The sequence below is a fragment of the Mesorhizobium sp. WSM4816 genome (genome assembly GCF_055811535.1).
Map to the genome: position 1 here is coordinate 1 of NZ_JBVVQR010000028.1, position 14,298 is coordinate 14,298.

Annotated in this window: 12 protein-coding genes and 1 pseudogene; all 13 read right to left on the minus strand. The window is 63.4% G+C overall.

From position 1 onward, the window contains the following. Positions 1-198: 198 nt before the first annotated feature. A pseudogene (locus AC0L3H_RS24130) lies at positions 199-762 on the minus strand (hypothetical protein); the annotation flags it as partial. Between the two features lie 81 nt (positions 763-843). Then, a complete protein-coding gene (locus AC0L3H_RS24135) occupies positions 844-1,596 on the minus strand; it encodes an SDR family NAD(P)-dependent oxidoreductase (RefSeq protein WP_473587124.1) in 753 nt (250 codons plus the stop codon). Between the two features lie 57 nt (positions 1,597-1,653). After that, a complete protein-coding gene (gene purF / locus AC0L3H_RS24140; protein WP_023800717.1) occupies positions 1,654-3,123 on the minus strand; it encodes an amidophosphoribosyltransferase in 1,470 nt (489 codons plus the stop codon). 78 nt (positions 3,124-3,201) lie between these two features. Continuing rightward, positions 3,202-3,870, minus strand: coding sequence for a CvpA family protein (locus tag AC0L3H_RS24145; protein WP_023800716.1), 669 nt, complete (start codon positions 3,868-3,870; stop codon positions 3,202-3,204). Positions 3,871-3,897: 27 nt separating this feature from the next. Next, positions 3,898-5,301: a DNA repair protein RadA gene (radA, locus tag AC0L3H_RS24150; protein ID WP_023800715.1), complete on the minus strand. Its 1,404-nt coding sequence runs from the start codon at positions 5,299-5,301 to the stop codon at positions 3,898-3,900. A gap of 230 nt (positions 5,302-5,531) precedes the next feature. Continuing rightward, positions 5,532-7,022, minus strand: a complete 1,491-nt coding sequence (locus AC0L3H_RS24155; protein WP_473587125.1) for a replicative DNA helicase — start codon at positions 7,020-7,022, stop codon at positions 5,532-5,534. Between the two features lie 206 nt (positions 7,023-7,228). Further along, positions 7,229-8,197: a small ribosomal subunit Rsm22 family protein gene (locus AC0L3H_RS24160; protein WP_473587126.1), complete on the minus strand. Its 969-nt coding sequence runs from the start codon at positions 8,195-8,197 to the stop codon at positions 7,229-7,231. Positions 8,198-8,200: 3 nt separating this feature from the next. After that, positions 8,201-8,524 carry a YnfA family protein gene (locus tag AC0L3H_RS24165; RefSeq protein ID WP_473587127.1) on the minus strand — a complete coding sequence of 108 codons (324 nt, stop codon included), beginning with the start codon at positions 8,522-8,524 and terminating at the stop codon, positions 8,201-8,203. Positions 8,525-8,608: 84 nt separating this feature from the next. Beyond that, entirely contained in the window at positions 8,609-9,898 is a 1,290-nt protein-coding gene (locus tag AC0L3H_RS24170; RefSeq protein ID WP_128247648.1) for an SAM-dependent methyltransferase, read from the minus strand. A 277-nt stretch (positions 9,899-10,175) separates the two neighbouring features. Then, entirely contained in the window at positions 10,176-10,760 is a 585-nt protein-coding gene (gene rplI, locus AC0L3H_RS24175) for a 50S ribosomal protein L9 (protein WP_091590536.1), read from the minus strand. Between the two features lie 393 nt (positions 10,761-11,153). Then, the gene (gene rpsR / locus AC0L3H_RS24180; RefSeq protein ID WP_006203718.1) at positions 11,154-11,402 is read right to left on the minus strand and encodes a 30S ribosomal protein S18; all 249 of its coding nucleotides are present in this window, start codon (positions 11,400-11,402) and stop codon (positions 11,154-11,156) included. Continuing rightward, positions 11,402-11,893 (minus strand): 30S ribosomal protein S6, encoded by a 492-nt coding sequence (rpsF, locus tag AC0L3H_RS24185; RefSeq protein ID WP_236371601.1) that lies wholly within the window; start codon positions 11,891-11,893, stop codon positions 11,402-11,404. Before rpsF ends, rpsR begins: the two co-directional genes overlap by 1 nt. A 298-nt stretch (positions 11,894-12,191) precedes the next feature. Continuing rightward, the gene (locus AC0L3H_RS24190; RefSeq protein WP_473587128.1) at positions 12,192-14,117 is read right to left on the minus strand and encodes an LTA synthase family protein; all 1,926 of its coding nucleotides are present in this window, start codon (positions 14,115-14,117) and stop codon (positions 12,192-12,194) included. Positions 14,118-14,298: the final 181 nt, after the last annotated feature.

Below are 14,298 nucleotides of genomic sequence, written 5' to 3' on the forward strand. Positions count from 1 at the left end.
ACGAGAACTGGCTCGAGGCGACCCGCTACCTCAACATGGATCATCTGCGCGAGCACAAGAAGGAGAACCTGAGGGCATTGGCCGCCTGAGACGCGGCCGCCATATCCGCCGCTCCGCTAAACACGGGGGCTGCGCGGCGGACACGCCAACGTCACGCTGAATGCCACGCCATTTTTTGCAGAACTTGACGCACACAACTCCGCCGCGTGAAGCGTGCGAGGAATTCCACGATTTGGCGGCGGCCGAATCGTCGAGACCGTTGCGGTCGTGATGGCCCGTCATTGCCGCACCTTCCGCTCCGCTGAGCGTCCAGTCGCCGCAGGTCTGGTCGGCAATTTTCGTGCCGTCGGGCTTGGAGCCGGTCAGCACGTCGTGGCGGTTGGGCTTGTCGCCGCGGCCGTTGACCACTTCGCCCTTTTCGTCGAGCGCCGTCTGCTTGGTGATGGCGTTGGCATCGCTATGCAGCGAAGCGACATCGTCGGCAATCTTGACGCCCTTGGCGTTGAACCATGGTCCCGTGCCAATGCGATCGCGCGCATCGGTGTCGCTGGTCGAGAGATAGGCGCGCCATGTCTTGCCCGCAACGCCCGCGGCTTCAGCCAGCGAGGCGCAATGCGCATCGGCGCCCGCGAGGCCGCCGAGATCGGCGCCCTTGCCCGAGCCGACGCTGGTGACGAAGAAGCTCATCGTCGCGTCCTGCGAGGATGCGACGCCGATGGCTGCCAGCGATGCAGCGGCGGTGACGAGAAGCAGTCTGCGCATGATGGTCCTCCGTTTCGGAAAATCTGGTATTCCAATAACGTCGGCGGCGGCGCAATTCTTCCGTCGAAATGCGCGATGCGTCTACTCCGGCTGCCGGTAGGCAACAAAGCGGTTGTGCTTGGCCTGGAAGATCAGTCCGGTTTCCGTAAGCGCCGGGCTGGCCAGCGGCACGATGCGTTTGGCGATCTCCTGGGGATGCGGCAGCGTCTCCGGATCCTCACCGGGCACCGCCTGCGCACGCATGGCGGTGCGGGTGGCGCCGGGATCGGCGGCATTGACCCTGAGGGCCAGGTTTTCCGTCTCATGCGCCCAGGAACGCATCATCGTCTCGACTGCCGCCTTCGACGCCGCGTAGGGCGCCCAGAAGGCCCGCGCCGAATGGGCGGCATTGGAGGAAAGCACGATGGCACGGCCTGCATCGGAGAGCCTGAGCAACGGGTCGACCGAGCGGATCAGCCGCCATGTCGAGGTAACGTTGATGGTCATAACTTTCTCGAAAGTCTTGGCCTCGACATGGCCGATCGGCGAGATGACACCGAGCACCGCCGCATTGGCGACCAGAATATCGAGCTTGCCCCATCGCTCATGGATGGCGCCGCCCAGCCGGTCGATGCCGGCCATGTCGGCGAGGTCGAGCGGCACCAGCGTCGCCTGTCCGCCCGTTGCCTTGATCTGGTCGTCGAGTTCCTCCAGTCCGCCGACAGTGCGGGCAACCGCGATGACGTGCGCTCCAGCGGCGGCAAGTTCCAGGGCGATGAAGTAGCCGATGCCGCGCGAGGCGCCGGTGACGACCGCGACGCGGCCGGACAGGTCGAGGCTAGTGGCAGAGATCATGCGAGGGCCTCCGTGAGCAGGCGTGAAACTCGGAAGGCAATTGGTGTTCCGGCAATCCTACGCCCCGCCCGCCGCCAGCAGCGACAGCGTGCGCACATTGTCCGAACCTTCGAAATCGGCAAGCCGGGTCGGATATTGACCGGTGAAGCAGGCGTCGCAGAATTGCGGCTGCTCATTGTCGCGGCCGGCCTCGCCGACGGCGCGGTAGAGCCCGTCGATCGACAGGAAACCGAGTGAATCGACGCGGATGAACTCGGCCATCTCTTCCACCGACATGCGCGACGCCAGCAGCTTCGACTTCTCCGGCGTATCGACGCCGTAGAAACAGGAAGCGCGCGTCGGCGGCGAGGCGATGCGCATGTGCACTTCCTTGGCGCCGGCATCGCGCACCATCTGCACGATCTTCTGGCTGGTGGTGCCGCGCACGATCGAATCGTCGACCAGCACCACGCGCTTGCCTTCGATCATGCGGCGGTTGGCGTTATGCTTGAGCTTGACGCCCATGTGGCGGATCGAATCGCCGGGCTGGATGAAGGTGCGGCCGACATAGTGATTGCGGATAATGCCGAGCTCGAACGGGATGCCCGCGGCTTGCGAAAAGCCGATCGCCGCCGGAGTGCCGCTGTCCGGCACCGGCACGACGATGTCGGCCTCGACCGGGCTTTCGAGCGCCAGCTCGGCGCCGATGCGCTTGCGCACCTCGTAGACGTTGCGGCCCTCGACCGACGAATCCGGACGCGCGAAATAAACATATTCGAAGATGCAGAAGCGGGTTTTCTGCGGCTCGAACGGAAACAGGCTCTCGATGCCCTTGGCGGTGACGACGACCATCTCGCCGGGCTTCAGGTCGCGCACGAAACGCGCGCCGATGATGTCGAGCGCGCAGGTTTCGGAAGCCAGGATCCAGGCGCCGTCGAGATCGCCGAGCACCAGCGGCCGGATGCCGAGCGGATCGCGGCAGCCGATCATCTTCTTTGAAGTCATCGCCACCAGCGAGAAGGCACCTTCGACCTGGCGCACCGCATCGATGAAGCGCGAGTTGAGATCGCGTTCCCTGCTGGTGGCGACCAGATGCAGCAGTGTCTCGGTGTCGGAGGTCGACGAGAAGATCGCGCCCTGTTTCTGAAGCGCGCGCTGCACCGTCATGGCGTTGGTGAGATTGCCGTTGTGGGCGACGGCGAAGCCGCCATCGGCGAGCTCGGCGAAAAACGGCTGGATGTTGCGCTGGCCGGCGCCGCCGGTGGTGGCGTAGCGCGTGTGGCCGATGGCGCGGTTGCCTTGCAGGCTGTCGATGACGCGCTGTTTGGTGAACGTATCGCCGATCAGGCCGACATGATGTTCGACATGGAACTGGGTGCCGTCATAGGAAACGATACCGGCCGCTTCCTGGCCGCGGTGCTGCAACGCATGCAGGCCGAGCGTGACGATAGCCGCAGCGTCCTGCCGGCCAAAAATACCGAACACGCCGCATTCGTCATGGAAATGATCGTCAGCCTCGGCGGAAAGCACGTCGTCTGCGTCTGCCATCTTCAGCTCCGCTAAAGTCGCTATATAGTGTGATGACGGCTCGAGAGCAACGTAGAGTTTGCGGCCTTCACATGATCGTCAGTTTGCCGGCGCCGGATTGGCCGGTGCATTGTCGGCCGGTGGCGCGTCGGTTTCGCTGCCGTCGGGCGCCGGAGCATCGTCGCCAGTTGCCGGTGCGTCCGCCGCGGGTGCATCCGCTGCCGGAGGTGTCTCGGCGCCGGTCTCGGGTGCCGGCTGATTCGGATTGAGCCTGTTGAGGATCGCGTTTTCCGGATCCTCGGGCAGCAGGCTTTCGAGCTTGGCGCCGATCGATTCGAGCAGCGGCCGCGACTTGGCATCGGCGACCCAGCCCGGAGCCTTGGGGCCGGCCAGCCAGTTGAAGAACAGCAGGGCCACCGCGACGACCAGGATGCCGCGCGCCGCGCCATAGAGGAAACCAAGCGTGCGGTCGAGCGCGCCGACCCTGGAATCGATGATCCAGTCGGCGAGCTTCATGGTGATGATGGAGACGACGATCAGCGCGACGATGAAGACGATGCCGGCGGCCACCACCATGGCAATCTTCTCATTGTCGACATAGGGCTGAACGTAAGGCAGGACCGGTTGATAGAAAAAGAACGCTGCCGCGGCCGCCGCTATCCAGGAGATGACGGAAAGGACCTCGCGCGAAAAGCCGCGAACCATGGCGAGCATCGCCGAGACCAAGGTGAAGCCGACGAGAATTCCGTCAAGCAGCGTAATCGGCATGTCTTTTGCCCCACTTCATGAGCCGCGTCATTCTTGCTCGTCGGCGCGGCTGCGCCGTGAGCCGGCTATGCGCGCCACGAGATCGGCAAGCTCGGTGGGCTGGAAAGCGCCGGCCCCTATCCCCCCGGCAAGTTCCTCGCTGCCCAAGGGCAGAACCGCGCTTCCAAAACCCAGCTTTTCGGCTTCCTTCAGGCGCTGCTGCGCGTGCGCAACCGGCCTCACGGCGCCCGAAAGGCTGATTTCGCCGAAATAGACGCAATCGGCGGGAAGGGCAAGACCGGTGAGCGAGGAAACCAGTGCGGCCGCCACCGCCAGATCGGCGGCCGGCTCCGAGATACGGTAGCCGCCGGCGACGTTGAGATAGACGTCATGCGTGCCAAAGCGGACCCCGCAATGGGCTTCGAGAACGGCGAGGATCATCGACAGCCGGGCACCGTCCCAGCCGACGACGGCTCGACGCGGCGTGCCCAGCGACGACGGCGCCACCAGCGCCTGGATCTCGACCAGCACCGGCCTGGTACCTTCCATGCCGGCGAAAACCGCGGCGCCCGGCGCTTTCGCATGGCGTTCGCCGAGAAAAAGCTCGGATGGATTGGCGACCTCGCGCAGGCCCATATCAGACATTTCGAACACGCCGATCTCGTCGGTCGGTCCGAAGCGGTTCTTGACCGTGCGCAGGATGCGGTAGTGGTGGCCGCCTTCGCCCTCGAAATAAAGCACCGCGTCGACCATATGCTCGACGACGCGCGGCCCGGCGATCTGGCCTTCCTTGGTAACGTGGCCGACGAGCACGATCGCCGCCCCTGTGGATTTGGCATAGCGGATCATCGCCTGGGCGGCGGCACGCACCTGGGTGACGGTGCCGGGCGCCGAATCGGCCATGTCGGTCCACAAGGTCTGGATCGAATCGAGGATCACCAGGTCCGGCCGCTTGCCGTCGGCGATGGTGGCGAGGATGTCCTCGACATTGGTTTCGGCGGCAAGCTCCACCGGAGTATCGGCGACGCCGAGCCGCTGCGCACGCAGCCTGATCTGGGCGACCGCCTCTTCGCCCGAGACGTAGACGATGCGGTGGCCCTTGGATGCCAGTGCTGCGGCGGCCTGGGTCAACAGCGTCGACTTGCCGATGCCGGGATCGCCGCCGACCAGCAGGGCCGAGCCGCGAACGAAACCGCCGCCGGTGGCGCGGTCGAGTTCGCCGATGCCGGAAACGATGCGTGGCGCGTCCTCGATGTCGCCGGACAGAGTCGTGAGCACCACGGCGCGGCCCTTGCGCGCATTGCGGGTATTGGCCGGGCCCGAGCCGATGCCGCCGGACGTGCCCTCCTCGACCAGCGTGTTCCACTCGCCGCAGGCATCACATTTGCCAGCCCAGCGCTGATGCACCGAACCGCAATTCTGGCAGATGAACTGGACGCGGGACTTGGCCATCAGGCTGATGACGCTCCAAAGCGGCCTGAGGCTGGTGATCCCGCCCACCCCCCTCTGTCCTGCCGGACATCTCCCCCGCAAGGGGGGAGATTGGATGTCGCCATCGCTTTGGCCAATCGCTGACGTTGCAGGAAGAGCGATGCCGGCAAAGCTGCCGATCTCCCCCCTTGCGGGGGAGATGGCCGGCAGGCCAGAGGGGGGTGGGAAGGAGCGCGGCGGGAAGTCAAAAGCTACTCAAACCTCTCCGCAATATGATGCTCCTCGGCGAGGTCGGAGAAGCGGGTGAACTCGCCCTGGAAGGCGAGGCTGACCGAGCCGGTCGGTCCATGGCGCTGCTTGGCGACGATGACCTCGGCCTTGCCGCGCATCTCGTTCATCTCGTGTTCCCATTTGATGTATTCGTCGGTGCCCGGCTTCGGCTCGCGGTTCTTCAGATAATATTCCTCGCGGTAGACGAACATCACCACGTCGGCGTCCTGCTCGATCGAACCCGATTCGCGCAGATCCGAGAGCTGCGGGCGCTTGTCGTCGCGGCTTTCGACCTGACGCGACAGCTGCGACAGCGCAATGATCGGCACGGCAAGCTCCTTGGCCAGCGCCTTCAGGCCGGTGGTGATCTCGGTGATCTCCTGCACGCGGTTCTGCGAGGATTTGGCGCTCGACCCTTGCATCAGCTGGATATAGTCGATGACGATGACGTCGAGGCCGCGCTGGCGCTTCAGCCGCCGCGCCCGCGCCGACAGCTGGGCGATCGAGATGCCGCCGGTCTGGTCGATGAACAGCGGGATCTTCTGCATGGTCTGCGAACAGGCGACCAGCTTTTCGAAATCCATTTCGCTGATCTCGCCGCGGCGGATTTTCGACGACGGGATTTCGGTCTGTTCGGAAATGATGCGGGTGGCGAGCTGTTCCGACGACATTTCGAGCGAGAAGAAGCCGACGACGCCGCCATTTGCCGCCTTGAACGAACCGTCGGCCTGTTGTGCCGGCATATAGGCTTCGGCGATGTTGAAGGCCATGTTGGTGGCAAGCGAGGTCTTGCCCATGCCCGGGCGGCCGGCGATGATGATCAGATCGGACGGCTGCAGGCCGCCCATGCGGCGGTCGAGATCGCGCAGGCCCGTGGCGACGCCCGACAGGTGCCCGTCGCGCATATAGGCGGCGTTGGCCATGTCGACGGCGGTCTTGACCGCGTCGGTGAAGCTCTCGAAACCGCCATCGTAGCGGCCGGTCTCGGCCAGTTCGAACAGGCGCCGCTCGGCGTCCTCGATCTGCTCGGATGGCGACATGTCGACCGGCGCGTCGTAGGCGATGTTGACCATGTCTTCGCCGACGGTGATCAGGGCGCGTCGCGTGGCGAGATCATAGATGGCGCGGCCGTAGTCGGCGGAATTGACGACCGTGACCGCCTCGACGGCCAGCCGTACCACATATTGCGCAACCGTCATGTCGCCGACCCTCTCGTCGGCCGGCAGAAAGGTCTTCAGCGTGATCGGCGTCGCTATCTTGCCCATACGAATGAGCTCGGCGGCGACCTCAAAGATCTTTCTGTGCAGCGGCTCGTAAAAATGGCCGGATTTCAGGAAATCCGACACGCGGTAGAAGGCGTCGTTGTTGACGAGGATGGCGCCGAGCAGCGCCTGCTCGGCTTCGATGTTGTTCGGTGCCTCGCGATAGAGCGGTGTTTCCGCCACGCCGAATTTTCGTGCTGCCTCTGCCATAACGTCCCCGATTTCGATGCCGGTCTCTCGATATCAGAACGGGATAGGTCGGTGATGACTTATCTGCATCAGTCTTCATTCAATCAGCTTCGGTGCCCGCGATTCACAGCCAAGATTTTTCGGTGGAAAGAATCTCGATTGACTCGAATCAAGACGGCGAGCCTAGCCGTTCTCGGGCGAGAACAAAACAGGAAAATAGCTGCCAATCACTCCGGCAGTGCGTCGCCCCAGTCGAGTCGCCGCGCGGCCTTGAACACATCGCCATCGCGCTTGGTGAACAGTTTCTCGTCGGCGCTGCCGTCCTTTTCGCAAAGTTTCAGCAGGACCTTGCCCGAGCCCGATTTCGGCGGTGCGATCACACGCGCCTGCGGCGGGGCAGCAGCGTGGCGGGAGGCAGCGACATAGATGAATTTCTCGTCCTCCCATGGCACGTCGGCGTCCTTGGCCAGCCGGTGCAGGCGCGAACGCGCGACACGGCGCGAAAAATGGCACCAGTCGGGCGGCGCGAGCGGGCAGGGTGACTTATGCGGGCAAGGCGCAAGCACGTGCGCACCCGCCTCGATCAGCTGCCGGCGCACGGCAAGGATGCGCTGCCATCCGGCCGGCGTGCCCGGCTCGACGACCAGCAGCGTGTCGTCGGTCAGCTGCCAGAGCCGGTCGATCAGTTTTGGCAGCGCCACCGGTCCGATCTCGTCCAGCACATAGGCGCAGGTGACCAGCTCGGCCGGCTTGAGATCGGCGAGATCGAGGGTGACATCGCCGGCCAGCCAGGCGACCCTGGCCGTCATCGCCTCAGCGGCAAGCGCCGCGCCGACCCGGCGCACCGCCGCGCTCGCCTCGATCAGCACCGCCTGCTCGAGGTCGGGCCAGAGATCGAGCGCAGCCCAAAGCACGGTCCCGGGGCCGGCGCCGACGTCGAGCAGGGTTTTGGGTGCATGATCGGGCCTTGCCTCGCTGACCGCATCGAGACTGGCACGGACAGCGGCATAGGTCGCCGGCAGCCGCGTCGCCAGATAGGCCTTGACCGCGATCTCCTCGGCCATATGCAGGCGGCCGTCGCGCAGTTCGGCGCGATAGCGGTCCGACAGCGTTTTTGCCGCTTGTTTCAGCGTCGGCAGCGGCACTTTTTCGAGGAGGCGCTCGACGCCCTGTCGAAGCGGGATAGGCAGTTCCATAGCTCAGGCACCCCGAGGTGCGAGCAGGATCACCGAGGCGCCAACGATGCAGAGCGCGGAACCGGCTAGGTCCCAGCGGTCGGGGCGCACGCCTTCCACCAGCCACAGCCATCCGAGCGAGGCGGCGATGTAGATGCCGCCATAGGCGGCATAGGCGCGGCCCGCAGCACTGATGTCTACCAGCGCCAGCAGGAAGCCGAACAAAGCGAGCGAGACCAGGCCTGGCGCCAGCCACAGCGGCGACTTTTCCAGCCGCCACCACGCCCAGATCGAAAAGCAGCCGGCGATCTCGGCAAGGGCAGCAGCGATGTAGATGAGATAGGTCATGAAAAAAGTCTCGCGGCGACGGCGAGACCTTTTTCAGCGTGTGGGCCGCCAATGGCAAGCGGCAATGGCGTGATCGCCGGCGGTCTATTCCATATCCGCCACCTTGCGGCGCCGGGCGGGCTTGGCGGCAGGGGCTTTTGGACGATGCCCCATGTCGCGCAGCTGCAACGCCTTCTCGCATTTGGCCATATAGTCACGAGACATCGGCAGCGTGTCGTTCTTCTTGGCGATCTGGATTTGGAAGACCACCAGATCCTGCCAGCGGAAAGCGGCTTCCGAGGCTGCCAGATAGAACTCCCACATGCGGCAAAAACGTTCGTCATAGATCGCCTTGGCCTTGTCGCGGTTGGCGGCAAAGCGCTGGCTCCAATGTCTCAGCGTCTCGGCATAATGTAGCCGCAGGACTTCGATGTCGGTGACGATGAGGCCCGACTTTTCGATCGCCGGCATCACTTCCGAGAGCGAGGGGACGTAGCCGCCCGGGAAAATGTATTTGCGGATGAAGGCGCTGGTTGCCCACGGCGCGCCGGAGCGGCCGATCGTGTGCAGCAGCATGACGCCGTCCGGCTTCAAGAGCGTCGCCGATTTGTCGAAGAAGGTGCGGTAGTGGTTGACGCCGACATGCTCGAACATGCCGACCGAGACGACGCGGTCGAAGCGCTCGTTGAGCTCGCGGTAATCCCTCACTTCGAAATGCACGCGGTTTTCCAGGCCTTGCGCATGGGCGCGGTCGGTGGCGACGCCATGCTGCTCGGTCGACAACGTCACGCCTTGCACGTCGACGTCGAAGGACTTGGCGAGATAGAGACCGAGCCCACCCCAGCCGGAGCCGATGTCGAGCACCGTCTGGCCGGCCTTCAGCCTGAGCTTGGCGGCAATATGGCGCTTCTTGGCTGCCTGCGCCTCGTCGAGCGTCATGTCCGGCTGCTCGAAATAGGCGCAGGAATACTGCATGTCGTCGTCGAGGAAGAGCCTGTAGAGGTCGCCTGACAGATCATAGTGGCGCTGCACGTTGCGGCGCGCGCGCGCCGCCGTGTTGATCTGCTGCAGGCGGCGGAAAGCGTGACGCAGGCCTTCTATCGCCTTCGACCAGGTGGCATCGATGCCGCCGCTGTCCATGTTCTGGAAGGCGATGCGCATCACCCCCAGCACGCCGCCCTCGAGTATATCGAGCTCACCGTCCATATAGGCTTCCGGCACCGCCAGCATCGGATCGAAGCTGATGGCGCGTTCGGCATGCGTGGTCTTGATGTGCATGTGCACCAGATCGCCGCTGCCGTCACCGAAAGTCACCGAGAGGCCTTTCGGTCCGGTGACCTTGAGATTGCCGGTGCGCACCAGGCGGTCGAGAATGCGTTTCAGCAGAATATTCATGAACAAATGTCCCCTCTCGGTCAGACACGCTGTCTCGGCGCATGACCCGACAATCGAAATCGATTTCGGAAAGGATCATGCGCCGAACCAAAGTCCTGCAGCGTCCTTTGCGCGTCCAAACGACGCGCGGCGCTATAGTCTGCATCAAGATATAGGGGGTCGAAAAGTTCCGTTTGGCACAAAAAAGCCCGGGCGAGGCGCCCGGGCGTTGGTCCAGAAATGACTGGAAGCCGACGAAACGTTTTAAAGCGCCGCTCTGACGCCTTGTGACGTGCAATCAGCCGTTGTCTTCGCCGCCTTCGAACTCGGCATTGGGATCGAAGAAGTTGTCCGGGCGCGCATTGTCGTTGATGTCGTCGCCATAGATGGCTTCGGCTGTGGTCAGCATCTCGCCCTTGGCCTGGCGCTCGGCTTCGTCGGCCGTGCGGGCGATGTTGAGCGTGATGGTGACCTCGACTTCCGGATGCAGCGCGATCGCCACATTGGTCAGGCCGATGGTCTTGATCGGCTGGTTGAGCAGGATCTGGTTGCGGTTGACCGAGAAACCTTCCGCCGTCAGCAACTCGGCGATGTCGCGGGTCGACACCGAGCCGTAGAGCTGGCCGGTTTCGCCGGCCGAACGCACGGCGATGAAGCTCTTGCCGTCCAGCTTCTCCGAAATCTGCATCGCCTCGGACTTGCGCTCGAGGTTGCGGGCTTCGAGCTGGGCGCGCTGGCCTTCGAATTTCTTCTTGTTGGCTTCGTTGGCGCGCAGCGCCTTGCCCTGCGGCAGCAGGAAGTTGCGGGCGAATCCATCCTTGACCTTGACGGTATCGCCCATCTGGCCGAGGCGGGAAACGCGTTCGAGAAGAATGACTTCCATGGTTTTGTTCCTTCGTTTGGGGCGCCAAATCACTGGCATCGACGCCGAATTGTCTGGAACAGGTCAGGAAGCTGAGGGCGTCGCCGCCGATGTCGCTGTCCTGCCTGTCGCGGCAGTTAGAGGTCTTCACCCCAACCCGGGATTTGATGGCAACCCCGCGGCGCCCGTCGCCGTGGGAAAAGCGGGCGGCGAACCGCCCGCTGGCTAGACCATGATCCCGAAAAGTGGAAACCGGTTTTCGGACAAGATCATGGTCAACTAATCAGTTTGTCCATGATCCCGAAAAGTGGAAACCGGTTTTCGGAAAAGATCATGGTCTACTAGTCAGTGTTGACCATGATCCCGAAAAGTGGAAACCGGTTTTCGGATAAGATCATGGTCAACTGATCAGTGTTAGCGAACCACGTAGGGCAGCAGGCCGAGGAAGCGGGCGCGCTTGATCGCCTTGGCGAGCTCGCGCTGCTTCTTCTGGCTGACGGCGGTGATGCGCGACGGCACGATCTTGCCGCGCTCGGAAATATAGCGCTGCAGAAGACGCACGTCCTTGTAGTCGATCTTGGGCGCGTTGGCGCCGGAGAACGGGCAAGTCTTGCGGCGGCGATGAAACGGGCGCCGGGTCGGGATCTGGTTGATGTCGACCATTATTCTGCTCCCCCTTCAACAGCTTCGCGCGGGCGGCGCGGGCCACGGTCTGCACCATCGCCACCGAAGCTGCGCGGCGGGCGATCGCCACGGTCGCCGCGATCGCGGTCGCCGAACGAGCGCGGGCCACGGTCACGGTCGCCGAAGCCGCCGCGTTCCGAGCGCTCTTCGCGCTTCTGCATCATTGCCGACGGGCCTTCCTCATGCGCATCGACCTTGATGGTGAGGAAACGCAGCACATCCTCGGACAGGCCCATCTGGCGCTCCATCTCGTTGAGCGCGGCCGGCGGGCAGGTGATGTCCATCAGCGTATAGTATGCCTTCCGGTTCTTGTTGACCCGGTAGGTGAGGGACTTCAGTCCCCAGTTCTCGACCCGGCCGACGGACCCTCCATTCGCGGAGATGACGCCCTTGTACTGTTCGACAAGCGCATCGACCTGCTGCTGCGAGAGGTCCTGCCGGGCAAGAAACACATGTTCGTAAAGAGCCATATTGTTCTTTGCCTTTCTTCGTTTCTCTCCCGGTCCCGGCGGCAAAAGCCTCTGCAACTTCTCTGACCCGGCGACCCCTGGCGGGGCGGGGAAGAAAGGAGCATGACGAGACGGTCGAGAGCGGAGACACGGGAGGCGGAAGCGCTTCTGGCTCCACACGAAGGTTTCGAAAAACCTCCGGCCCTCCGTTCAGCCCCCAGCAAGGACCGGCAGATTGCGGGCGTCTATACAGGAATTTGGCCGCAAGACAAGGGCGAGCCGAAAAACCGCCGCGCTCAGGACGACATGTCGCGCATCTTCAGCTTGTATGCGGGACCCGCTTGTTCACCGTCTCCGGGAAGAAATCGGGCGCTGCACGGCGCTTGCCGAACATCATGTCGTATTGCAGCAGACGGAAATCGCGAATCGCCGGGTCGATTTGCTTCTTGCGCCCCCAGTCGGGCGTGTCCTCGCCCGTCGGCGTCAATAGTAAATTGCGGTCGACGACGCTGTAGCGCTCGCGCATCTGGCCGAGGAAGCCGGTGTAATAGGGGTGGCTGATCCCGGCCGTGGTCAGGACATGGTAGGGCAGAAAGGCTGGACTGACAGTGCCCATGTCCGCGACCGGACCGGTGCGGTTGGACCATACGATCAGCGGCGTTCGGTGATGCAGCAGCATCTGGTCGGGCGGCTCCTTGCGTGGCGCGACGTTATCCCTAAGGAAGCCGGTCTCGACATAGACCGGACCGAGCGGCGGCAGATGGTCGCCGAAGAAGGCGATGACCGTCGGTCGCCGCCGGTTCTTCGCCCATTCGATGAGGCGCTCGAGGCTCTTGTCGGCGTCGGATGCGCCTTCCGTGAAGCTCAGCAGCGAATCCTTTGCCCACTGGCTGGTCGGAGCCTGCACCTTGTGGGTCGGATTGTAATAGCGATTCGGTTCGTAGGGTCCGTGGTTTTGCAAGCTGACGGCGAAGTAGAAGAACGGATCGTCCGTGGCGTCGGCTTCGCGGATGATCTCGTCGGTCATCGCCGCGTCCGACGTCAGCGGCCCGCGCTTTTCGAGATATGGCATGTTTTCTTCGGACTTGAAGTCATCGAAGCCGAAATCCGCATAGACCGGCGTTCGGTTCCAGAACCAGCTTGTGCCCGGATGGATGGCGCGCGTCTCATAGCCCTGGCTCTTCAGGAACGTCGCCATCGACGGCACCGGCGCGCGGACATATTGCTGGTAAGGGATACTGCCGGCCGGCAGGAAGGCGTTGGAAAAGCCGGTCAGCGCCTCGAACTCGACATTGGCGGTCATGCCGCCGAATTCGGGCGAGAACACGTGGCCGGAGCGCAACGCCCGCACGTTGGGAATCGGATCGGGCGTGATGGTGACGCCGGGCAGTTCGGTCGGATCCCAGAAGGATTCGCTCATGACGATGATGATGTCTGGCTTCTCGGCCGGCACCGATGCCTTCACATCAGATCTTTCGATCGCCGCGATCGCCTTGTCGGAGTAGCCGGCAGGCGCGGGGACATGGGCCATTGGCACGTTGAGGGCGAAGGCCAGTGCGAAGCCGTTGGAGGCGTAATTTTCCTTCTGGTCCCACATGATCGGAATGATTTGCAGCCGGTCGCGGGTCCACGAGAACGTCGCGTAATCCATGATCGACACGAAGAAGGCGAGCAGCGGCACGGTCAGCGTCAGCCGGGCCAGGCGCCCCTTGCGACCGAGCGCCGGTATGCGGCGGCGCCACAGCCGCCAGCCATAAACGAGCAGCGAGAGGCTGCCGACGATGCCGACCGCCAGAGCGATGGCGGTTCCCGGACGTTCGCGCACCAGCAGCGGCATCAGCGCCACGATCTGACGTGAATAGAGGAAATCCGTCGGATAGAGCGGATCGCCGAGATAGAGCGATTTCTGGTGGCCGACAAAGGCCAGCGCCAGCGTCAGCGGCGCGACGATCATCAGGCTCTGGTGGCTGCGGCCGAGCACGGCATCGAGGCCGATCAGGATCAGCGCGAAGATGATGATGGTGGTCCAGCCCGGCTTGAAGGGCTGCAGGAAGAAGCCGACGGTGCCGGCAAAGTCGCCGCGCACGATCAGTTCGATGGCAAAAACCAGGATGGTGGCGACGAGAAGGCTGACGAGGCCATAGCGGATAACAGGCCATTTCCGGCCTGGCAGATAGCCGGTGGCCGGATCGCCTTCCAGAAACTGCGGCGCGGATTTGCCAACGCCTTTCTTGATCCTTGCCAACTTACAATTCCCCCGACCATACACAAAGTGTCATTGAGCTGTCATCGATATGTCACGAAAAGCTAGCGTCTGTGGCTGAAATAAGAAGAGCCAGCAAACGAATCGTGAGCGATTTTCATCATGAGTGATCGAAAAAAAGCCTTTTGGAACAGGTACTCGGCCAGCGATACCGAGCCGGAGC

Coding starts and splice junctions, on each gene's coding strand:
- AC0L3H_RS24135 (WP_473587124.1), bottom strand. CDS start 1,596: ATGATCTCTGCCACTAGCCTCGACCTGTCCGGCCGCGTCGCGGTCGTC.
- purF (WP_023800717.1), bottom strand. CDS start 3,123: ATGGCAGACGCAGACGACGTGCTTTCCGCCGAGGCTGACGATCATTTC.
- AC0L3H_RS24145 (WP_023800716.1), bottom strand. CDS start 3,870: ATGCCGATTACGCTGCTTGACGGAATTCTCGTCGGCTTCACCTTGGTC.
- radA (WP_023800715.1), bottom strand. CDS start 5,301: ATGGCCAAGTCCCGCGTCCAGTTCATCTGCCAGAATTGCGGTTCGGTG.
- AC0L3H_RS24155 (WP_473587125.1), bottom strand. CDS start 7,022: ATGGCAGAGGCAGCACGAAAATTCGGCGTGGCGGAAACACCGCTCTAT.
- AC0L3H_RS24160 (WP_473587126.1), bottom strand. CDS start 8,197: ATGGAACTGCCTATCCCGCTTCGACAGGGCGTCGAGCGCCTCCTCGAA.
- AC0L3H_RS24165 (WP_473587127.1), bottom strand. CDS start 8,524: ATGACCTATCTCATCTACATCGCTGCTGCCCTTGCCGAGATCGCCGGC.
- AC0L3H_RS24170 (WP_128247648.1), bottom strand. CDS start 9,898: ATGAATATTCTGCTGAAACGCATTCTCGACCGCCTGGTGCGCACCGGC.
- rplI (WP_091590536.1), bottom strand. CDS start 10,760: ATGGAAGTCATTCTTCTCGAACGCGTTTCCCGCCTCGGCCAGATGGGC.
- rpsR (WP_006203718.1), bottom strand. CDS start 11,402: ATGGTCGACATCAACCAGATCCCGACCCGGCGCCCGTTTCATCGCCGC.
- rpsF (WP_236371601.1), bottom strand. CDS start 11,893: ATGGCTCTTTACGAACATGTGTTTCTTGCCCGGCAGGACCTCTCGCAG.